The sequence below is a fragment of the Bifidobacterium sp. WK012_4_13 genome (genome assembly GCF_041080835.1).
In the GTDB taxonomy this organism is placed as follows: Bacteria; Actinomycetota; Actinomycetes; order Actinomycetales; family Bifidobacteriaceae; genus Bombiscardovia; species Bombiscardovia fermentum.
In genome coordinates, this window is the sequence record NZ_CP129683.1 from 2,209,385 (window position 1) to 2,229,562 (window position 20,178).

Here is a 20,178-nt window from a genome sequence, read left to right on the forward strand (position 1 = left end):
GCAACCCCTCTGCAAGGGGATTGGGAAGGGATATGAAATCAAGTCTGCATGGTTCTGCAATTCGCAGGAAAAGCGATCCCGCTCCTATTGGCGCGTGTGTCCGTCATATCGTTTCTGCCACAAGGCTGAAGGGACCTGACCATAGCCGAGTTTCCTGTAGAAGCCGGTCACCGTTTCGTTATCGTTGCGTATCAGCAGCTGTATCGCAGGCGCGCCCTTGTTCACGAGCCACCGTTCGGCCTGTTCAATGAGGAGCGTCCCTATCCCATCGTGTCGGTGGCGATCGCTGACGCAGAGAAACGATATCCAGCCTCGATGTCCGTCCCATTGGGCGACGACGCTGCCAGCAATGTCCAACCGTCCTTCTTGTTCCTGGGCGACCAGGACGTGCGCCTGGGTGAAGTCAAGCAGGCGATGCAAGTCAGCGTCTGGGTCGTTCCACGGGCGCGTCAAGCCGCACTCTTTCCAAAGCAGGATGATATCGTCGGCATCCGTAGATGTGGCTGGTCTTATCAGAACAGAAGTTTGAACCATATATGGAATCTACTCCCTGAACCGAATCTTTCCGACGAATTCGATGGTGCGCTCGGTCAGATGAATCGTTATTGCATGTGCATGCTCTGACGTGGCTGGGTTCACTTGGTATCAGTGAACCTGGACTTGCAGCGATGTGATTCTCTTGTCGCCGTCGAGGGTCGTCGTGTCCGTCCCTGTGATGGCGAAGACCTTTCCTGCTGCGCTGCGTCCCGCTACGGCCCAGTCAACGGCATATTGCGTCGAATCGATGCGCCGGGTGTTCCATACGTGATGAAGTTCAGTGTTGCGGGCGAAGAAGGTGTGGAAGAAGTCATGGATCTTGTCGATTCCCTTCGCCGTTTCGCCTCGTCCGGATGTGAGGGTTGCATCTGGGGCGAAGAGCTCAATCAGTTCCGTGAAGTCCTGCTCGTTCTGGCCTGCGGTGTTTGACAGTGAGAAATATCGGTTGAGGGTGTCTGTGGGAGTGTTCATTCGTTGCTTTCCTTTTTCCTGGTGCCATCGGCTTCCATCGTATGTCTTGGCTGGCTCTCGTCCGCGGGTCTATACGGTGAGCTGATCCAGGTTCTACCGGCTGTGATTGGAGGTCTGCCATATATGTGGGCTGTAACGAGGAAGGATGGAACTGGGCTGGGAAAAGCTCATTGCTGCTCGATGGGAAAGTCCGTGGCAGGCACGAAGTTCAACTGGTCGATGACTTTCTGAACGGCAGCGGGTGCCTGTGGGTGTCGAAGAATCGTCGATCGAAGACTCTCGGAACTGTTGGAAAGGTGACTCGGTGACGGGTTCAGCAGCACGTGCGCTATTCGTCCGCCTTCAGGCAGCTTCTCGGTATGCCATGGATAGGTGATCAGGATTCCCTGGAGGTCGCCGACTGTCACCGTGAAGTGGTCATATTGCAGAAGCAGCGCCGTGTATTCCTCCGGGCATCGTGCGCTCAGCGCTGTCGGATCGTTGCACTCCCAGAATCTCATGTGCGTTCTTCCTTACCTGGTCGCGATGCACCCAGTCTACAGTTGCGCTCATCGAGGTGCTTAAAGATGTGCCTATATAAGTGCATCACGGCACCGGCTGATTGCGTGAGATTTGATGACGGTCAATGTCGCTTCTACAGCGAAGATTCTGCGCGTTCCCGCCAGGAACTGAGAGAACGAGGCAATCTGGGCTCGTGTCTATAGTCGTTGATGTCCAGCGACGTTTCCATCAAGGGGTTGACCTATGAATATTGCCGATCATGCGCTCTGGCTGAGAGACTTCTATGCCAGTCGGGGCTGGTATGCGTATCCGCCATTCATCAGGTTGGCGTTCCTCACCGAGGAATTGGGGGAGTTGTCTCAGGCGGTCCGCGCCTACGAGATAGGACGCGATCATCCGCATGAGCAGGTTCAATCTGAATCGGAGCAGCATGACCACATTCGTGAGGAGCTCGCCGATGTCTTGGACAATGTGCTGATCCTTGCGGATAAGTACGGTTACGGTCCTGACGAGCTGATTGAGGCCAGCGAAGGCAAGCTTCATGAACGTTTCAGCGAAAAGTAGGCCTGAGAAGGCAGCGTCGGAAGCCTCCTTCAACCAAGACGAAGGTCCATTGAACGTCCGATCGGCCTGGAATCGTTTGGCGTGATTCATGCCATGGTCCGCAAGTGGCAAGTGTGAGCCAAGAATTCGAGCGTCCACGCGTTTCGCGGAATGCGGTGGACGGATGGACGGATACAGTCGTGATTCTCGGGACTGCGCCTTAGATTGACGCAACTTGTAAATCCTTAATCTATCTGTCTTCCAATGCACGTCCTTCAGGCTCTCTGTTGTCGAACATGTCGGGCTTGCATGCCAAACACGCTTGATGCTTCGCCTGTGGATTTTTGCATCTCACCAATCTACAGTCAGAGACTGTAAACAGCGCGAAGTTGCTGTGGGGTGAGACTCGCTGTTGAATCGTTCATTGAGCTGTTCATGCGCATGCGAATGTGTCTTGTGAACGGGTATTATGCGCGTATGCTGCTTCGAATCGCATTTTCCTACCCAGTGATTGGGGATCGTGCTCATACCATGAATCATGCTCCACTGCTTCAAACAGAGACAGAGAACACGCCTGACAGCGCCCCGGAGACTGGCAAGTCAACATATGGCGACAATCAAGCTCCTTGCTGAATTTGAGCACAGAGCAGGGTCATCGCCATATTTGCCGAACAACGCAGTCAGTCAGCCAGTCAGTTGCCTTTCCCCATCAGTGCTGACTGACACTCTTCTCAATTGTTTCTCGAGACGGGCAGGTTGCTGGGCCGAATTGCGAAATGGATAGGCCCGCGGCGCAGTTTGCAAGCTTAAGCCCGTCAATGAGATTTCTCCCTTGAAGAAGACTGGCGCACAATACGCCCGCGTGGGTGTCTCCCGCGCCATTGGTGTCAATGACTGTGGTCGGATAGGCAGGTATGTGGCGGGCAATCACTTTGCCACCTGCACTTCCATCGCCATACCAAGCCCCATCGGCTCCCACCCTGATGATGACTGGCGCTGACAGGAAGCGAGCCAAGATAGCACAACGATCTTCATCTGTTTCACCCTCGATGCTCAGATTGAATCTACGGCATAGAATCCTTGCCTCTCGTTCATTGACCGACCATATGGGCTTGAGCACTTTGAGCATTTCCAGATTCTCGTCGCTGACATCAGCAATAACCGGACTCGAATCAAAGACTATGTGCCCAGAGAAATGCCCAGTGTTTTTTCTGATGAATCTCCGAAGTGCCTCGGCATTGCTCTTATGGACGAACGAGTATCCACTGATATAAACGACATCGCCATCCACGAGTGCAATTTTTTCATAGGAATCCGGGGGAGCCATGGTTTCTGCGCCACGAGTCGAGACGAAGGTCCGTTCGCCGTTCGGTTCTGTCATCGCAATGCTGAACCCGGTGTCGACATCAGCGATGACCGCTCCCGGGGTGTCAACGTCTATGAGTTTCAGTCCATTCCGTGCGATATCGGCCATTGGTCCAGAACCGATCGCTCCCATATAGGATACGGGTGCTCTCATTTGCCTGATTGCATACAGAACGTTGAACCCTCCGCCCACGCTTATGCCATTATTCGATGCAAACACATCGCCACCGCGTTCCGGAAGATGGTCGATATGGAGAGTTATATCAACGCAGACCTGTGCTAAATGGAATATTCTTGGTGCACGCATCATGCTATCTCCCCTCGGGCAGCTTCGTTTGTTCCCTCAGCAGACGGGGCAAGCCGAATATGGCATAGAGCGCAGCTGCCAAGCAAAGTGACACAAGCCATGCAAGTCCATTTCTTCCAATTACCGTATTCGCCAACGGTCCGGAGAACCAGGTGACATTCTCCGAGACTTTGGCTGTGACGAAGAGGAAACCGACTGCCAGTCCGATCAGCCAGCTCATCGTGGCCGAGACGTTGATGCCATGCCAATACCAATATCTGGATTCCTTGTTCAACTGCAGAAGGGCAGATGAGTCATATCGTTTTCTCACCATCATGTCTACTAGGAAAACACCTGTCCAGGCAGTCAATGGAACGGCGAGCAGCGATATGAAAGTAACGAATGGTCCATAGAATCCGCCGGATCCCAGCATGAAGTACATTGCTCCCGACGTGGTTACAAGAATGTCAAGAGTGACGGCATAGACTCTTGGAATGCGAATGCCAAGCGTAAGTGTGGTTAATCCGGCTGAATAGACTGAAATGTTGTTTGACATCAATAATCCTGCAAAGGCAGCAATCAGATAGGGAATGGACACCCAAGCCGGCAAGGCGCTTCTTACCGCTGCCACGGGATCGGTTGCGGATGCGAGTCCTGATCCTCCGGCAGTGAGTATCGAACCAACGCCAATGACCACCACCAACGGTATTCCCGCGCCTGCGGCTGCGGTGAGGATGAGAGAGCTTCCCTTCACGCTGGTTTTCTGGTACCTGGCCATATCGGCTCCGGAATTCACCCAACCGATGCCGGTTCCAGCTGCAATGGTGCCAACTGCGATGATAAATGCACTCACCGTGCCGGGTTTCCCAGAAAACAGTTGATTCCAATCCACTGTCGTGACCAGATACAAGACAACGAGCAATGTCAATGCTCCAAAGACCCATGTTGCCCACTTCTGAACTGTAAGTATGAATGAATGGCCTGCGACGGAAATCACCGCTGTGAGCGCGACGAATATTAGTACGCACACAAAGGTCAGCCAGGGCACATCCTTGTAGCCTGCAGCAGTTCCAAAGCAGATGACGCTCAATGAGAGCAGAGCGGATGCGCCGGTAATGGTGTTGACCGTTTCCCACCCAAGGCGAGAAAGCAGCGCAATCAGCGTTGGACCGATGTTTCCTCGAACTCCGAATATTGATCGTGTCAACGTAAGCGAAGGTGCACCGCCTCTACGACCAGCTATGGAGATGACGCCCACAAGCGCAAAGGATCCAAACGCTCCGATGGCCGTTGCCAAAACGGCTTGCCAGACGTTGAGCCCTAAGGCTACAAGCGTTGCGCCGAGTGGAATGCCGAGAATGGATATGTTCGCCGCAAACCACACCCAGAACAGCTGACCGGGCGAACCGTTTCGCTCGTTACTTGGAACAGGCTCAATTCCGCGCTGCTCCACCCGTGAGAGAACGCCTTGATCCTGACTGCTTGTATCCAAATTCATTATGATTATCTCCTTTGATAAATGAAACACTCATTTGGATTGAATTGAAGATATGTCGAGAGCTCCGGGCACAGAGTGCGCAATGAGAGCATGTGCCAGTTGCGGAAAGAAACTATATGGAGAGAAACGCGAGTTGAGATCCAAGGTTTGTGGAAGCCTTCGTGGATTCCGACTCGCTCCTGAAAACATCATTGGTCCTGAACATTATTGGTCCTGAACATCATTCGTCCTGCTCCCGCAAATCAACAAGAGAATCGGCAATCGGAGCAAGATTCAGATTCGAAACCATGCTGACCTGTTCAGTGAATTCTTTGGGGAATGCCTCAGTGCCTGAAGATGCGCCCAGAATTCCTCCGGCAATCGAAGCGATCGTATCAGTGTCTCCACCGATGTTCGCCGCGGCAAGAAGCGCGCCCAAAGGATTCTCTGCGTAATGCCAGGCCAGGCACAATGCAACTGGCACGGATTCATTGGATTCGACCGACGTCCCGAATTCATTTCGCAGCATGTCTTGAAAATCGGGATTGCCTTCGTTTTCCTTGGCAAACTCGAGGGCTAGCCTGGTCCGTGTCAATACATCTGCCTTGGGACTCCACGCACCTCGAGAGTGTATGGATTCCGCATATCGCAATGCGTGAGATATGGCATCTCGGGTTGATTCAGCCTCCATGCCGAAGCTGACGGAGGCTGCGACGATCAGTGCGCTTCGGAAGCCTGGCACCGTGTTATGTGTGACTCTGCAGGATTCGTATACGAAATTCTCAAAACCAGATGATGTCACTCGATGCGCTAATCCGACCGGCGCAACCCGCATTGCGGCACCGTTCGTCGTCCCTGTCTGTCCGGTTTGATTGATGTCGGCTCCGTTTCGAACTTGCTCCAACGCAAATTTGGTTGACGGGCCTAATAGGTCTAACGAGCCTTTTGCCTTCATGCTGTCTTCCCAACTGAGAAGGGAAGCAGCTAATTCGTGAGGATCGATATGTCCTTTGCCTTTTACAATCAATCCAGCGACGAGAAGCGCCTGCTCAGTATCGTCAGTCACCGATCCAGCAGGCATGTTCGGCGCGATGGGCTCGTCGCTTATCGCATTCACCAACCCCTCGATCTTTCCATATGCATCTTGAATCCATTGGTGACTCATGCTTTGAGTCGGCATGCCCAGAGCGTCACCGAGCGATATGCCCTGCAGCGCTCCCAATGCGCGATCGCGCAGAGAGGCATTATTCATTTCCTTCATTTTCCTCTGTCCTTTCGAATTCCATGTGCAATGAGAAATGATTCGGATTGAGAGACGAGATGACGTACTCTATGAGTTTTCCGTCTGAGTCAAGGCTTGCTCGGTTCACGATGAGGTATCGATCAGTTTCTTGAGCGTTCAATTGCTTTCCGTATAGTTCTGGAACCGTTCCGACCGTGGCGTCCTGAACGCTTTTGTAAGGGATCATGCCGGCTGCCTTCATGGTCAAGGCAATTGAACCGCCGAGGAGACCACGCTCCATGAGCAGGTCCAGCATTTTATTTGACGGTAGCGAAGAGATTTCGACCGAGACTGGATCCTCTCCGCTCATTCGGCAGCGTGTAATCCGGTAGATGTCACAGTCGACGTGATAGGTAGCCTTGAGAAATGTGGTGGGAGGCATTTTCTCAATGCTGATGACCTTTGTCGAAGATATCGACCCGGTTTTAGCAATGGCGTCCGTCCAGCTTGGAGTGCTTTCCATGGAATGCCCATGAAAGGCGACGAAGCTCCCTACGCCTGACCTGGTCTGAATCATATGCTGCCGCTTCAGAATGTCTAGGGCCTTACGCATTGTGCCTCGTGCGACGCCAAATTCTTCAGAAAGATACAGTTCCGAACCGAGCTTGTCTCCTTCTTGATATTCGCCTTGCTGAATGCGGGAGGCTAACTCCTCGGCGATGGCTCGATATGAGTATTGGTTTGTTCCTGGAGACTTCGATGTCATATTTCCAGTATAGAACATACTAGTGTACTTGTCTAGTATCTATGTGATACACCAGTCATCTGTTTCTGATGCTCATATCAGAGTTCTTTGGCGGGTAAAATATCAATGATTGCTTTGTTTTTGAACTGTGGAATGATATGTGGCATAGGTTGAGAAACGACCGATGGTCTCTTGGTGGATTGTCCGCTAACCATATACCTATACACTAATCTGTCTATCCATCTAGTCGACAGCCTCGATGGATGATGACTTGGTGGCGAAGGCGACGACAAGTACGGAGGTTGGACGTGATCTACTGCCAGCTAGTGGTTGCCGCTGTGCATGAAACATGGTCCAGTGATATGTCATCGGATTCATGAGTCTTCAGTCAGGGAATGATTCAAGGAGTCGCGGCCTGAACATGGCGCCATTCCCAGTCAGCGATGCGTTGGGCGTCGTGCTTGCTGAGTCGTGTGATTTAGCCGGTGGCACTGGACGAATGCCAACTTCCATTCGTCGCAGTTGCGGAGCTCTTGATGCTGCGGTGCGGGGAGTAGGCTTGTGAATGAACATCTGGTTGGAGGAGGGTCACGCTCATGAAACGCACATATCCATTCGTTCAGGTCGATGTCTTCTCGGCCACACCATACAGGGGCAATCCTTTGGCAGTGGTGCTGGATGCCGAGGACATCAGCGATGACGAGATGATGCTCATCGCCCGCTGGACGAATCTTTCGGAGACGACCTTCGTTCTTCCTCCATCGGATTCCAACGCTGATTATCGCGTGCGAATATTCACGCCGGCCAAGGAGATTCCGTTTGCGGGGCATCCGACGCTTGGTTCTGCACGCGCATGGCTGGAAAACGGGGGCGTTCCTCGGCAGCAAGGGAGCATCGTTCAGGAATGCGGTGCGGGCCTTGTGGAGCTGAAGCAGGATGGCGATCTGCTCTCGTTCGCCGCTCCGCCGACCCTTCATGCGGGGCCTGTCGAAGCTGACTATCTTAGCAAGGTCGCGGATGCGTTGGGTGTGGATATGGAGCGGATAGTTGATTCGCAGTGGGTGGATAACGGTCCAGGATGGATGGCCGTCATGCTGGATTCCGCACAGAGCGTCCTTTCCTTGAATCCAGACTTCAGCGAGATTCCGCAGGCGATGGTTGGCGTCATCGGACCCTATCCAGAAGGCTCGCGCCATCGCTTTGAGCTGCGAGCCTTTGCACCGGGCGTTCATGTGGCGGAGGATCCGGTGACGGGCAGTCTGAATGCATCGGTGGCGCAATGGCTGATTCGAACGGGGAAGGCGCCTGACCATTACGTTGCGGCGCAAGGCACGAGACTTGGCAGGTCTGGCGAGATCGTCGTCGACTTCGATGGCGAGCACGTCTGGATCGGTGGCGGGAGCACCATCTGCTTCAAAGGAACCGCCACAGTCTGAGACACTCTCTCCTTCGCAAAGCAGATCTCATGGAGAACACCGGGGTTCGGATTCGGGTTCGTATTCGGGTTAGGATTCGGGAACTGCGCTATCGCCAATGAGAATTTCTGCACAGCCGGATTTCTTGACGACCAGATGAAGGGACGCTATTCGATGTCAGGTCACGGCAGACTGCGGCGATCAGGGGCGTGGCGCTTCTTGGACAGCGTCGCCTGGTCCACCCGATAACACGTTGTGTTCTCTATTCGAGAGGAGCCACACATGGTAGATGTGCATTCATCCCTTGGGGGTTGCCCCGATCAGCGAGGCTGCCGCGATCGCGGTCGCATCCAAGATCGCCAGGATATCAATGACAATCTTGAAAACTGGAATGACAGGGCAACTGTGCATATGAACGGCGGATATGGAGATATCGATGCCTTTGCCGATAATCCTGAGGCAATAACGCAGGTTGTTCGGCGCGATTACGAGGTTCTGGCACCTCATCTGAAAGAACGGGCGATACAGGGCAAACGGCTGCTGCACCTGCAATGCCATATTGGGCTTGATACGGTGAGCTGGTATCGTCTGGGTGCGACGCAGGTGCACGGCCTGGATTTTTCCGATGTTTCGTTGGACTATGCCAGGTCGATTGCCGAAAGAGCTCATGCGACGATTGATTTTGTGCAGGGAGATGCCCGCCATGCGGATCTGGCCCTGCCGGATTGTCTGAATATGTTTGATGCGGTCGTTACCAGCGTCGGAACAATCACCTGGCTGCCGGAACTGTCAGACTGGGCACGCTCGATCGCAAGTCTGCTGACGCCAGGTGGGGTGTTCATGGTGAGGGACGATCATCCGCTGCTCTTTGCTCTTGACAACTCGGGCTTGGATCTGAAACAAGGCTATTTCAGCGGTACGGAATCGACGTATGAATCCGATGCCTCGTATACCAAGGGGTCCGCAGGGAAAATCGCACATACGAAAAACCATAACTGGGCGCATGATTTCCACGAGATCGTCGAATCTCTCATCGACGCCGGGCTCTCCATCGAGAGTCTGGACGAGCATAGAATCGCGGACTGGCAGTCGCTGCCGATGCTGGTGCCCAACGATGAGGAGGGCGGATGGCGCATGCCACAAGAGTTGCCCGACATTCCGCTGACCTTCTCAATCGTGGCGAGAAAAGGTCGGTAGCGCAATTGCTCTTGGAATGATGACATATGGAGCAGTGGTAATGGTGAGCTGGATAAGAGCAGCCGAGGAGGCTGCACGGGTATGACTGGTTCAGGGAAGCCTACCAAAGCGCCGAAGCCCAGAAAATGGTAATTGATGGGTATGTTGATGGCTGCCGATATTTCTGAACCATCCAAGGATCGGGAGAATGACGGTGATGGTGATGCCGCTGCCGCTGCTGATGCCGCCGCTACTGGTAGATCTCCATTCGCCTTCTCTGAACTAGCCGCCTCAAGGCACTGCGACATGGAATTATCTTGGACATGAAGTGGGATGATTGTTGCTTCTGGCTATTTTTAAAGCATTGGTGCCGTTTGTGATTTACATGTCAACAGAGAACTCGCTTGACGGGTGAGCTGACAAGCATGTCAGGCGAAGTGTTGTGTTGAGTGGTGTAGGTAGATCTATTCGAAGGCCAGACATACAGAAGTGTCATAGTGCGCAATCCAACCGACGATCTTTTAGCAATCGGAGAATGCAATGATTGCCTTAGTGTGCATTGCGAACGTCGTTCGGCGAATGTCAACACGGCAAGATTGACCGACCTGCCGCCACAGATGTGAGCTTCGTAGCCGACGAATCACGGTTGAGAAGAATTTGCATCATTATTGATGTGAATTTCCGAAGCAAGCTTTTGGAATGGCGAGTGCTTTGCCAGATTTCCCTGGGCCGCTCTGTATCGGCAAGGATGCGAAAGATGCTGCCAAGGCTGCTGCGATGACATCACAGATTAAGACAGCGATTGAAATCAGACAGTCACGATATCGACCGTGCCAATAATCGTCATCAGCATGACTGTCGTCAAGTCAAGTGAATGCGATTCACATGACAGGAACGGTTCAAATGCTGTCGGAGGCCAGCCATTGGACGGTTCTTCCACACCGCTGCTTAATGTCAAGCGAGGTTTTGATTGATTCCTGAACGCTATGTCAAGTTTGCATCGCGCGTGCATCAATGATTCCCCGATTATCCAACAATTGACGACGATTCCTATGACTTCTTCAGCGAAGATAGCCGAGTTTTCAAGTTTTTGGGACTAGGCAAAGTATAAAGCTCGTGAATCGTTGGAATGACGGTTGGCGCAAAGCCATGCTGAAGGGTTCATACTTTGAGTAATGCCAAAAACTTGAAAACTCGATTCCTGAAGCGGAACTTCGTGCTGGGATCGAGGCATATCTGGGATCGAGGCATATCTAAAAAGTGTCCCTTGCCAACGGACTGGATTGTAGCGTTCATGGGCGGCTCAGACCTGTGCTCCATTCATATACTGGAATCAGTGTAAGGGGGCACATTGATGACATTTGAAGTTGAGAAACCATTGATTAATCGTCTCACACATCAGCGTGGATTCGTTTCTGGATTGGAACTTTCAAAGATGCTTTGTGTCTCGACGAAGACGATTTCCCGAACTGTGAAAGAAATTAATGGACATGCTCAGGATGGCGCGGTTATTGAATCTCGCAGAGGCAAGGGATATAGGCTCATTGCTGGGCATCTGCATAGCTCAGATAGCTTGTTCAACGACGCATTCAGGAAGAATCGTCTTACTTCAGTGGAAAGACGCAGCTGGGTTCTTAAGAAAATGCTGTTGTGTGCACCGCAATTGTGTGAGGTGAACCAGCTGTGGTCTCAGTTCTATGTGAGTGATTCAACGATTTCAATGGATATTAAGATTCTTCGTTCGATGTTGAATGGTTTCGGTTTGGAACTCGTTCGCAAATTTGACTACGTTGAGATCAATGGGTCGGAGTCGAACATCAGAAAGGCCATCAACAGTCTTCTCATTCCAGATGGCGATGTGATAGCGACCGACGTATTGGAATCGGACAAATACAAGCAGTCTCGAGATCGCGCGTTCGTAGGGCGTCAATTGCATCTGATCGAGACTTTATTGCATACAGAAATCCCATACCCCTATAGCGTCAATATTTTCTCGCATCTCTACATTCTGATAGCCCGATTTCGTTCCACGGGAAGACATCGCGTGATAGGTGGGGAAAACTATGCGCCGCTGATGAGCCGGTATCCTGAAATCGTTCGCGTATCGAACCAAGTCATCAACAATTTCAATGCATATCTCGACACGATGTTGGATGAGTCCGAGGTATACAACCTATATCAATATCTCATATCTTCTCGATTGAACACGGACATGTCGGAAGATGCTACCTTTTCCCAGACTGTCAGTGATGTGACCAGATACCTCATTGATTGTGTCAATGAGAACTCCGATTATGCTGGTCTGCACAGTGCAGAACTGTTCACCAACTTGGCAAAGCACATACGCCCTCTGCTCAACAGACTGAACAACAGCATCTCGGTTTCCAACAATCTATTGGAACAGATCAGATTTGAATATCCAAGCCTGTTTGACGCAGTGAAGGAAGCGTGTTCCTCCGTGTCTGAACAATTTCATCTCAACCGTATCAACGATGAAGAGATCGGGTTTATTACGGTCTATTTTGCGCAGTCGTTGGAAAGCAACTATCAGCTAAACATACTGTTGGTCTGCACTACGGGTCTGGGCACCTCACAGCTGCTGCAATCCAAGATTCAGCGACGGTTTTCTGGCCTGCATGTCGTTGAAACGGTTGCCCTACGAGACCTCGAAGCCGAATTGCAACGGCATGAAGACGTCGAATTGGTGGTGTCGACCATTGATTTGACTTCCAAGATTCGCGTTCCAAGCCTGGTAGTGAGCGCAATGCTGACGCTTTCCGATCAGGAGCGCCTCGAATCCGCTGTCGAACGAATCAGGCAGGGGGATGGAGTGAAATGAACGTGCAGGTATTTTGGAACATGCAGCTTGCCTCATATTCTCGCGAAACCTTTCTGAACGAATCGGTCGCCATGCTGGACATGCACGGAGACATTGTCGATCGAGCTGAGGTTGTTCAGTCATTGAAAGATCGTGAAATACAAGGAAACACTTTGCTTTCTGAGACCTTGGCTTTGCCTCATTCTCAGAGTGGAGGTGTCCGAACGTTGGTCATGGCGTTTTTCAAGACAATGCGACCAATCTATGACTGGCAACCCGGTTGTGGTGTGGATCGATTCCTCTGCATAATGCTGCCTCGGCAGGTGAATGCAGTCGAGACCAATGCATTGAAAGCGCTGTTCGGAATCATCGCAGATGACCGCGTCATGCAAATACTGTCGACTGGATCTGAAACCGCAGTCAACAGCCAGTTCAGCAATAAATAATTCAAACCTCATGAAGGAGCAGCAATGGGGGAACTTTCAATACGAGACGTGTTGGATCGCAACACCATACTCACCGATCTCGAAGCCCGAAACAAGGATGACGTGATCGAAGCGTTGACGGATCGACTGTTCGAACACGAATACATTCAGTCCAAGGATGACTTCATTCGTGCGGTCGAAGAACGTGAAGAACAGGGAGCCACGGGCATCGGAAACAGTATCGCCATTCCTCACGGACGCAGCTCCACGGTGCAGCGAAACGGCGTGGCCATTGCGATACTTCATCGTGAGATTGATTGGGAATCGCTGGATTCGACTGGCGCGAAAGTGGTTGTTCTGTTCGCGGTCGGGGCGAGTGGCGAAAACTCTCAAGAGCATTTGAAGCTGCTTTCTCTCTTTGCAAGGCAACTCGCGAAGGAACACGTGACAGAGAAACTTCTCAAGGCGGTCGATGTCGATCAGGTCATCGACGCGTTCTTGGAACAATGAACCAGCAGTAAGGAAATGAAATGAAAATAGCAGCAGTGAGTGCATGCACCATTGGAATCGCCCATACGTATCTTGCACAACAGAAACTGGAGGATGCAGCGAAAGCCTCCGGAGACTCAATCAAGGTGGAGACGCAGGGGACCATTGGCATTGAAAATGCGCTGACACAGCATGACATCGAGGATGCCGATGTCGTGCTCCTTGCAGTAGACATCAAAATTGCCAACGAATCCCGTTTTGCTGGGAAAAAGGTCGTCAAGGTCTCCACGGACACGGCGATTAAATCTCCTCGCAAACTGCTTTCCAAACTTCATGAAATCGTCAATAAGTAGCTCATTCATCAATTCAGAACATATGAACAGACAAAGGTGTCATCATGAAAAAATTTTTCAAGCAAGCCAATTTTAAAGGTCATTTGCTGACCGCAATATCGTATCTGATTCCCATCGTGTGTGGTGCTGGATTCCTGATTGCCATCGGCATGGCGTTCGGGGGCAAGAGCCAGGACGCTCTGGTTATTGGCAAGTTCGATTTCTTCCAGGCGCTGGCAACCCTGGGAGGCAAGGCTCTTGGCTTGCTCCCTGTCATTATTGCCACGGGAATCGCATTCTCCATCGCAGGAAAGCCAGGCATCGCGCCTGGGTTCGTCACTGGTTTGGCAGCGGTATCGATCAGCGCAGGATTCATCGGCGGCCTTGTTGGCGGTTATGTTGCAGGCTGGCTCGCGGTGGGCGTTCTGACCTATTTCAAGGTTCCGAAATGGGCCAAAGGTCTGATGCCGACTCTGATCGTGCCATTCATAGCTTCGTTCCTCAGCGGCCTCATCATGATATATGTCATAGGAACGCCTATCTCTTGGTTTACCGACTGGCTGACCAACCTGCTCACCAGTATGAATGGTGCGTCTAACCTTGTGTTTGGCGGTCTTCTGGGCGCGTTGAGCATCGTCGATTTCGGTGGTCCTATCAATAAGACGGCTTTCGCGTTCGCCTTGACCTTGCAGGCTCAGGGAATCAACGGCCCTGTCACTGCCTTGCAGCTTACGAATACTGCCACTCCGATCGGCTTTGGACTTGCATTCTTCATCGCAAAGCTGCTGCGCAAGAACATCTACACACATGAGGAAATTGAGACGCTTAAGTCCGCAGTTCCCATGGGCGTCGTGAACATTGTCGAAGGTGTCATTCCCATCATCCTGAACGATCTCGTGCGTGGCATTATCGCTGCCGGGTGCGGTGGCTTGGTCGAAGGCGCCATCTTGATGACGATGACGCAGGGCGAGGGGGCAACGGTGCCGTTTGGTGGTTTCCTTATGTTGCCGACGATGGGTTCGAACTGGACTGCCGGGCTGCTTGCCATCGTGGCGAACATTCTCGTGACCGGATGCGTGTATGCACTCATCAAGAAGGATGTCGGCAAGGAAGCGATGTTGAAAGGTGACGTTCCGGTCGAAGAAAAGGATGTCGATCTTGACGACATCCAAATCATGTAGTTTACGAACTTGGATAAAGGTAGTTAACAATGAATAATGAACAACACAGAACGATTCAACTCTCACCTTCATTGATGACCATGGATCTCGACAAGTTCACAGAGCAGATCACGTTCTTGAACTCCAAGGTGAATTCGTATCATGTCGATATCATGGACGGCCATTTCGTTCCGAACATCACACTGTCGCCCTGGTTCATCGAGCAGGTCAGAAAAGTGTCATCGCTGCCGCTGTCCGCCCATATGATGGTCACCGATGCCCCATTCTGGGTGAAGCAGTTGATCGCTGTGAAATGTGACTATATCTGCTTCCCCTCTGAAGTCGCCAACGGCGTTGCGTTCAGCATGATCGATGACATTCATGCGGCTGGGCTCAAGGCTGGTGTCGTTCTCAATCCGGAAACCCAGGTCGACATCATCAAGCCATATCTCGATATTCTTGACAAGGTCACCATTATGACGATTGATCCGGGATTCGCGGGCCAACGATTCCTGGAAAGCACACTGTCGAAAATTGTCGAACTACGACAGATACGTGACGAGATGGGATTGTCGTATCACATAGAAATGGATGGTTCCACGAACCTGAAGCATTGGAAGATGATTGCCGATGCGAAGCCTGACGTGTATGTCATCGGCCGAAGCGGGCTCTTCGGGCTCACCGACAACATTGAAGATTCTTGGTCGCAAATGGTCGACGAGTATGAGCGAAGCACAGGATATCGCTTTGACAACGGTGTCTTTCGTTCCGACGATTGAGTCTGGCATACCCGCATGATTGACGCTTGGCTTCTTGCGGCTCTCGATAACCCGCGGTTCCATGAAGCCAGCGTCTCGATGAACCGTGCACTTTTATAAATCTGTGCACTTTCAATGATCTGCACTTTCAATGATCTGTGATATTTCATCACATGGAGAAATAATGAACAAGCAATTTGATTTCGTAATAACAGATCCCAATGGCATTCACGCCCGTCCAGCTGGACTGCTCGTGCAGAAGGCTCAGGAATGCAAATCCAAAGTCACCATCCTCTTCAAAGACAAGCACGTCGATGCTAAACGAATATTCAGCGTCCTCGGCATGGGCGCATCACAGGGCGATACCTTAACGTTTGAAGTCGAAGGCGAAGATGCGGAGCAGGCAGCGTCCCAGTTGCAAGCCTTCCTGAAGGAGTCGCTATGAGAACCATGAAAGGAGTTGGAGTTTCGCCGGGCGTAGCAATAGGTGAAGTGCGGTTCATCACTGGAGCAGAGACTGTTGAACGCAGTACTGTCGATGACGTTGATGCAGAGATCAGGCGTTTGCACCTGGCCATGGATACGGCCATCGTCCAGCTCAATGCGCTGCATGACGAGACTGCCAGGAATCTTGGTGAAGACAAGGCCGAGCTGTTTCGCTCGCATGCATTGATGGTCAAGGATCCGGATTTTGTCGAGCAGATAGAGTCCATCATCCGAAGCCATGTCAATGCCGAATTCGCAGTGCATGAGGCGGGAGAGCATTTTGCTTCGGTCTTTGCAGATATGGACAGTGCGTATATGAAAGAGCGCGCGAGTGATGTTCGAGACGTGGCTCAACGAGTCATTGCCATATTGGAGGGGAAAAGCACTGCCAATGGCCCAGATGATGCGAGCAAGCTGATCATTGCAGCTGAAAACCTTGCTCCCAGTCAGACGGCTCAGCTGAACAGGAATGCGGTCATGGGGTTTGTCACCGCACAGGGGAGCAGCAACTCTCATACTGCGATTCTTGCGCGCACCATGGGCCTTCCGGCGATCATTGGTGTGGGCGATGCTTTAAGCAATGATGTCGATGGTCGCATGATGCTGGTTGACGGTTCAACCGGTGAAGTCGTCATTGACCCAGATCAGAAGACAATGGAGGAATTTAAGGCACGTCGTGAAGAATATCTCGATCATGTGCGCATGCTGAATGCTCTGAAGGGAAAGAAGACGGTTACGCATTCCGGCCAAGCGGTCAGATTATATGCAAACATCGGCCGACCTTCCGATATGGATGCCGTCCTTGGCAACGATGCAGAGGGGATCGGGTTGTTCCGCAGTGAATTCCTCTATCTGGAAAGCGATGACTTTCCAAGCGAAGACAGGCAATTTGCCGCATATCGGGAGGTCGCCGAAAAGATGGGTGGCAAGCACGTCATCGTTCGAACCTTGGATATCGGTGCAGACAAGCAGGTCGATTACTTCGGTCTTCAAGCGGAAGACAATCCGGCACTAGGATATCGGGCGATTCGCATCTGTCTGACCGAACCCGACATATTCAAGGTGCAGCTACGGGCAATCCTGCGAGCGTCAGCGTTTGGCAACATCGCAATCATGCTCCCAATGATCACTTCAGTGCAAGAAGTTCAGGATGCTCGAGCGATCATCGAAGAGGTCAAGACAACATTGAACGATGAGCATGTAAAGTTCAACAAGGATATCCAAGTGGGCATAATGATCGAGACCCCAGCGTCTGTGATCATGGCCGAAGAATTGGCGCAAGTGGTTGATTTCTTCTCAATCGGAACGAATGACCTCACCCAATACACCCTGGCATGCGATCGTCAGAACCCTCATCTCAAACGCTTTGCAGACCCACATTCTCCAGCCGTGCTTCGCATGATAGAGATGGCAGTCACAGCGGCACATCGTCACCACATCTGGTGCGGCATATGCGGAGAGCTTGGAGCGGATCCTTCCCTGACTGAGACTTTTCTTAAGATCGGGGTCGATGAACTGTCGGTGTCTCCTGGCAGCATCCTTCTCCTAAGGAAAGCCATCACACAAGCGTGATTGCTGCCCTGCTGTATATATAAGCATTGCGAGTAAGGTAAATGTTCAGGCAATGCGGCAAGGAGGATATCATGGGCGATACTGGCGGTTCACAAGAGAATCATCGACAACGGAACCCGCAACATACCAGGCAGACTCTGCTCAGGGCGGCGTGCAGGCTCTTCTCCATTCATGGGTTCTCTTCGACGACCATGCGTCAGATAGCCGAAGACGCGCATGTGAGCGTGGGGCTGGTGAATCGCTATTTCGATTCGAAGGAAAAACTGTTTCGAGAGTGCCTGCGAGAAGCGGCGAAAGGCTTGCAAAGCATCAACGAGAACGCTTCGGATAAGGGCGTTCCGGGAGATATGTCCGCACTTGCGAGAGCGATAAGTCAACAGGTCACGAGTTCAGCCTGGGGGCATGAGGGAGACCTGCTGTTGCTGCTCGTGCGTTCATCTGGAGATCCTGGAATTGAGCGATTGCGAGCTGAGGCTTTCACTGAAATGGCCAGCAGGATCCTGCATTCCGCCGACGGCTCGCACTCAGACAAGGGAGCTCTGCGCGCTCAGATCGTGCTTGCAGCTGCCGTCGGCATGGTTATTCTCCGGTCTGCCAAGGCCTTCGACCCTCTCTCGGGAATCACGTCCGAAGCATTGGCCGAGCCGATGCAAGATTTGCTGTCGGCCATGTTTGTTCCAGAAGAACATCTCGAAAGCGGCGAGTAACAGGCTGGTTGACAAATCTCATGAGCGTCTCTAGCATCATAAGTAAACAAGCGTTTACTTATATGGAGATTATTCATGGCACAACTCAGTACTACCCCAGCCGAACGCGGCAAAGCTTCGACCACTCATATCAGCACCGTCATGCTCGTGGTGTCGTTATCGTTGGGAGGCGTCGCCTTTGCGATATTGCAGTCACTCGTATCACCGGCGTTGCCCGTCATCGCCAAAGAGCTGAGTGTCAGCACCGCAGACATTAGCTGGGTGCTGACGGCGTATTTGCTTTCAGCGTCCGTGTGCACGCCAATTCTCGGAAAACTCGGAGACATGATTGGCAAACGCCGGGTGCTTCTTGCCGTTCTGATCGCATTGGCGTTGGGGTCGGCGCTATCAGGAATAGCATCGTCGTTCGCGGTGCTGATACTCGGCAGAGTCCTTCAAGGAGCTGCTGGAGCGATTTTGCCACTGTCTATCGGCATTGCCCGTGATTTACTTCCAGCCAAGCAGGTTGGCGTCACGGTGGGATTGCTTTCCGCGCTCTTCGGCATTGGCGGAGGATTGGGAATCGTACTCGCTGGTCCGATCGTAGACAATCTGTCTTGGAACTGGCTGTTCTGGTTCCCGCTCATACTTGTGCTTCTCGCAATTGCAGGTGCAGTGTTCATGATTCCAGAATCCCGCGCGAGAGCAACCGGAAAGCTTGATTGGATTGGCACGATCATCCTCTCGGCAGGTCTCGTGACCCTGTTGTTGGGCATCAACAAAGGTGGAGAGTGGGGATGGCATTCGGCTCAGACGCTCATATCGATTCTCGGCGGGGTGGTGTGCATCGCGGTCTTCGTTTTCGTTGAGCTCCCGTCGAGAAATCCTCTGATCAACATGCACTTGTTGAAACTTCGTGGAGTCTGGACAACGAATATCGTCGGCCTAGCTTTTGGATTCCTGATGTACGGGACCTTCCTCATCGTCCCAACCCTGCTGCAACTGCCGACAAAGCTCGGCTATGGTTTTGGAGAAACAACCACTCAGGCGGGCTTCGTGTTTCTTCCAACCGCCATTGCCATGCTGCTCTTCGGACCGGTATCAGGATGGCTAGGAAAACGGCTCTCGCCCAGACTGCCGTTGATTCTTGGCTCAATTGTCATTACCTTCGGATTCCTCATTCCTGCTCTCGGACATGGACAACTCTGGCAGATCATTCTTTCCTGCATTCTCACAGGGGCGGGCGTAGGACTTGCCTTCGCGGCGATGTCTAACGTCATCATCGGTGCAGTGCCCGCAGAAAATACAGCAGAGGCAACGAGCGTCAACACCATTGTCAGAACCATAGGCGGCGGCATCGGTACGGCCGTGCTCGCAGCAACGCTCTCTTCGCATACCATCGCCGGAGGAATTCCGACTGATTCAGCGTTCACGCTCACTTTCTGGATATGCACGGGCATAGGACTCGTGGCGACAATCATCAGTCTTGCCGTGCCGAGGCAAAGCTCCGAAATTCACTGATTACCATACAATGACTCTGCAGTGCTTGAGCCAGTGCTGATTGGCGCCGAGATTATGGTGGGGGAACTTAATCTGCAGCTCCTCGTTGCATCGGCGTAACTGGCGTATTCAGGGCATGACACAATCGTGACCATGGTGTCTGATGCTGCGAGGTTGCGCTGCAATGTGTGAGCAGGTCGGAATCCTGCCCTGA

20 protein-coding genes are annotated in these 20,178 nt (G+C 52.1%); 13 read left to right on the forward strand and 7 right to left on the reverse strand.

Features of this window, described 5'->3' with window-relative positions; translation table 11 throughout:
• Window positions 1-84: 84 nt before the first annotated feature.
• From QN062_RS08985 to QN062_RS08995, 3 genes are all read right to left on the reverse strand, one after another.
• Window positions 85-534: a GNAT family acetyltransferase gene (locus QN062_RS08985; RefSeq protein WP_369341463.1), complete on the reverse strand. Its 450-nt coding sequence runs from the start codon at window positions 532-534 to the stop codon at window positions 85-87.
• Between the two features lie 111 nt (window positions 535-645).
• Window positions 646-1,008 carry a nuclear transport factor 2 family protein gene (locus QN062_RS08990; RefSeq protein ID WP_369341464.1) on the reverse strand — a complete coding sequence of 121 codons (363 nt, stop codon included), beginning with the start codon at window positions 1,006-1,008 and terminating at the stop codon, window positions 646-648.
• 167 nt (window positions 1,009-1,175) lie between these two features.
• Entirely contained in the window at window positions 1,176-1,508 is a 333-nt protein-coding gene (locus tag QN062_RS08995; protein WP_369341465.1) for a hypothetical protein, read from the reverse strand.
• 244 nt (window positions 1,509-1,752) lie between these two features.
• Between QN062_RS08995 and QN062_RS09000 the strand changes: the two genes are divergently transcribed.
• Window positions 1,753-2,073, forward strand: coding sequence for a MazG nucleotide pyrophosphohydrolase domain-containing protein (locus QN062_RS09000; RefSeq protein WP_369341466.1), 321 nt, complete (start codon window positions 1,753-1,755; stop codon window positions 2,071-2,073).
• A 688-nt stretch (window positions 2,074-2,761) separates the two neighbouring features.
• On the opposite strand, the gene QN062_RS09005 is transcribed toward QN062_RS09000, so the two are convergent.
• The 4 genes from QN062_RS09005 to QN062_RS09020 all read right to left on the reverse strand — a co-directional run bounded on the left by QN062_RS09005 (window position 2,762) and on the right by QN062_RS09020 (window position 7,168).
• Window positions 2,762-3,571 carry a PfkB family carbohydrate kinase gene (locus tag QN062_RS09005; RefSeq protein ID WP_369341467.1) on the reverse strand — a complete coding sequence of 270 codons (810 nt, stop codon included), beginning with the start codon at window positions 3,569-3,571 and terminating at the stop codon, window positions 2,762-2,764.
• Window positions 3,572-3,728: 157 nt separating this feature from the next.
• Window positions 3,729-5,201, reverse strand: a complete 1,473-nt coding sequence (locus QN062_RS09010; RefSeq protein ID WP_369341468.1) for a cytosine permease — start codon at window positions 5,199-5,201, stop codon at window positions 3,729-3,731.
• Window positions 5,202-5,421: 220 nt separating this feature from the next.
• Window positions 5,422-6,432 carry an ADP-ribosylglycohydrolase family protein gene (locus QN062_RS09015; protein WP_369341469.1) on the reverse strand — a complete coding sequence of 337 codons (1,011 nt, stop codon included), beginning with the start codon at window positions 6,430-6,432 and terminating at the stop codon, window positions 5,422-5,424.
• The gene (locus QN062_RS09020) at window positions 6,425-7,168 is read right to left on the reverse strand and encodes a GntR family transcriptional regulator (protein ID WP_369341470.1); all 744 of its coding nucleotides are present in this window, start codon (window positions 7,166-7,168) and stop codon (window positions 6,425-6,427) included. The genes QN062_RS09015 and QN062_RS09020 overlap by 8 nt, the downstream gene beginning before the upstream one ends.
• A 575-nt stretch (window positions 7,169-7,743) precedes the next feature.
• On the opposite strand from QN062_RS09020, the gene QN062_RS09025 reads away from it, so the two are divergent.
• From QN062_RS09025 to QN062_RS09080, 12 genes are all read left to right on the forward strand, one after another.
• Window positions 7,744-8,583: a PhzF family phenazine biosynthesis protein gene (locus QN062_RS09025; protein WP_369341471.1), complete on the forward strand. Its 840-nt coding sequence runs from the start codon at window positions 7,744-7,746 to the stop codon at window positions 8,581-8,583.
• A gap of 261 nt (window positions 8,584-8,844) precedes the next feature.
• Window positions 8,845-9,759, forward strand: coding sequence for a class I SAM-dependent methyltransferase (locus QN062_RS09030; RefSeq protein WP_369341472.1), 915 nt, complete (start codon window positions 8,845-8,847; stop codon window positions 9,757-9,759).
• Window positions 9,760-11,173: 1,414 nt separating this feature from the next.
• Entirely contained in the window at window positions 11,174-12,577 is a 1,404-nt protein-coding gene (locus QN062_RS09035) for a transcription antiterminator (protein ID WP_369342591.1), read from the forward strand.
• Window positions 12,574-13,002 carry a PTS sugar transporter subunit IIA gene (locus QN062_RS09040; RefSeq protein ID WP_369341473.1) on the forward strand — a complete coding sequence of 143 codons (429 nt, stop codon included), beginning with the start codon at window positions 12,574-12,576 and terminating at the stop codon, window positions 13,000-13,002. Before QN062_RS09035 ends, QN062_RS09040 begins: the two co-directional genes overlap by 4 nt.
• A gap of 24 nt (window positions 13,003-13,026) precedes the next feature.
• Window positions 13,027-13,491: a PTS sugar transporter subunit IIA gene (locus tag QN062_RS09045; protein WP_369341474.1), complete on the forward strand. Its 465-nt coding sequence runs from the start codon at window positions 13,027-13,029 to the stop codon at window positions 13,489-13,491.
• Window positions 13,492-13,511: 20 nt separating this feature from the next.
• Window positions 13,512-13,823 carry a PTS fructose transporter subunit IIB gene (locus QN062_RS09050; RefSeq protein ID WP_369341475.1) on the forward strand — a complete coding sequence of 104 codons (312 nt, stop codon included), beginning with the start codon at window positions 13,512-13,514 and terminating at the stop codon, window positions 13,821-13,823.
• A gap of 44 nt (window positions 13,824-13,867) precedes the next feature.
• Window positions 13,868-14,983 carry a PTS fructose transporter subunit IIC gene (locus QN062_RS09055; RefSeq protein WP_369341476.1) on the forward strand — a complete coding sequence of 372 codons (1,116 nt, stop codon included), beginning with the start codon at window positions 13,868-13,870 and terminating at the stop codon, window positions 14,981-14,983.
• Window positions 14,984-15,012: 29 nt separating this feature from the next.
• Complete coding sequence (gene alsE, locus QN062_RS09060; protein WP_369341477.1) at window positions 15,013-15,741, forward strand: D-allulose 6-phosphate 3-epimerase; 729 nt, start codon at window positions 15,013-15,015, stop codon at window positions 15,739-15,741.
• Window positions 15,742-15,904: 163 nt separating this feature from the next.
• Window positions 15,905-16,165: an HPr family phosphocarrier protein gene (locus QN062_RS09065; protein ID WP_369341478.1), complete on the forward strand. Its 261-nt coding sequence runs from the start codon at window positions 15,905-15,907 to the stop codon at window positions 16,163-16,165.
• Entirely contained in the window at window positions 16,162-17,778 is a 1,617-nt protein-coding gene (ptsP, locus tag QN062_RS09070; protein ID WP_369341479.1) for a phosphoenolpyruvate--protein phosphotransferase, read from the forward strand. Before QN062_RS09065 ends, ptsP begins: the two co-directional genes overlap by 4 nt.
• Before the next feature lie 71 nt (window positions 17,779-17,849).
• Window positions 17,850-18,485: a TetR/AcrR family transcriptional regulator gene (locus tag QN062_RS09075; protein ID WP_369341480.1), complete on the forward strand. Its 636-nt coding sequence runs from the start codon at window positions 17,850-17,852 to the stop codon at window positions 18,483-18,485.
• Window positions 18,486-18,560: 75 nt separating this feature from the next.
• Window positions 18,561-19,985, forward strand: coding sequence for an MFS transporter (locus tag QN062_RS09080; protein ID WP_369341481.1), 1,425 nt, complete (start codon window positions 18,561-18,563; stop codon window positions 19,983-19,985).
• Window positions 19,986-20,178: the final 193 nt, after the last annotated feature.

What these genes read in the sequence shown, in the direction of transcription:
- QN062_RS08985 (WP_369341463.1), bottom strand. Translation starts at nt 534, where the DNA reads ATGGTTCAAACTTCTGTTCTGATAAGACCAGCCACATCTACGGATGCC.
- QN062_RS08990 (WP_369341464.1), bottom strand. Translation starts at nt 1,008, where the DNA reads ATGAACACTCCCACAGACACCCTCAACCGATATTTCTCACTGTCAAAC.
- QN062_RS08995 (WP_369341465.1), bottom strand. Translation starts at nt 1,508, where the DNA reads ATGAGATTCTGGGAGTGCAACGATCCGACAGCGCTGAGCGCACGATGC.
- QN062_RS09000 (WP_369341466.1), top strand. Translation starts at nt 1,753, where the DNA reads ATGAATATTGCCGATCATGCGCTCTGGCTGAGAGACTTCTATGCCAGT.
- QN062_RS09005 (WP_369341467.1), bottom strand. Translation starts at nt 3,571, where the DNA reads ATGAGAGCACCCGTATCCTATATGGGAGCGATCGGTTCTGGACCAATG.
- QN062_RS09010 (WP_369341468.1), bottom strand. Translation starts at nt 5,201, where the DNA reads ATGAATTTGGATACAAGCAGTCAGGATCAAGGCGTTCTCTCACGGGTG.
- QN062_RS09015 (WP_369341469.1), bottom strand. Translation starts at nt 6,432, where the DNA reads ATGAATAATGCCTCTCTGCGCGATCGCGCATTGGGAGCGCTGCAGGGC.
- QN062_RS09020 (WP_369341470.1), bottom strand. Translation starts at nt 7,168, where the DNA reads ATGACATCGAAGTCTCCAGGAACAAACCAATACTCATATCGAGCCATC.
- QN062_RS09025 (WP_369341471.1), top strand. Translation starts at nt 7,744, where the DNA reads ATGAAACGCACATATCCATTCGTTCAGGTCGATGTCTTCTCGGCCACA.
- QN062_RS09030 (WP_369341472.1), top strand. Translation starts at nt 8,845, where the DNA reads ATGGTAGATGTGCATTCATCCCTTGGGGGTTGCCCCGATCAGCGAGGC.
- QN062_RS09035 (WP_369342591.1), top strand. Translation starts at nt 11,174, where the DNA reads ATGCTTTGTGTCTCGACGAAGACGATTTCCCGAACTGTGAAAGAAATT.
- QN062_RS09040 (WP_369341473.1), top strand. Translation starts at nt 12,574, where the DNA reads ATGAACGTGCAGGTATTTTGGAACATGCAGCTTGCCTCATATTCTCGC.
- QN062_RS09045 (WP_369341474.1), top strand. Translation starts at nt 13,027, where the DNA reads ATGGGGGAACTTTCAATACGAGACGTGTTGGATCGCAACACCATACTC.
- QN062_RS09050 (WP_369341475.1), top strand. Translation starts at nt 13,512, where the DNA reads ATGAAAATAGCAGCAGTGAGTGCATGCACCATTGGAATCGCCCATACG.
- QN062_RS09055 (WP_369341476.1), top strand. Translation starts at nt 13,868, where the DNA reads ATGAAAAAATTTTTCAAGCAAGCCAATTTTAAAGGTCATTTGCTGACC.
- alsE (WP_369341477.1), top strand. Translation starts at nt 15,013, where the DNA reads ATGAATAATGAACAACACAGAACGATTCAACTCTCACCTTCATTGATG.
- QN062_RS09065 (WP_369341478.1), top strand. Translation starts at nt 15,905, where the DNA reads ATGAACAAGCAATTTGATTTCGTAATAACAGATCCCAATGGCATTCAC.
- ptsP (WP_369341479.1), top strand. Translation starts at nt 16,162, where the DNA reads ATGAGAACCATGAAAGGAGTTGGAGTTTCGCCGGGCGTAGCAATAGGT.
- QN062_RS09075 (WP_369341480.1), top strand. Translation starts at nt 17,850, where the DNA reads ATGGGCGATACTGGCGGTTCACAAGAGAATCATCGACAACGGAACCCG.
- QN062_RS09080 (WP_369341481.1), top strand. Translation starts at nt 18,561, where the DNA reads ATGGCACAACTCAGTACTACCCCAGCCGAACGCGGCAAAGCTTCGACC.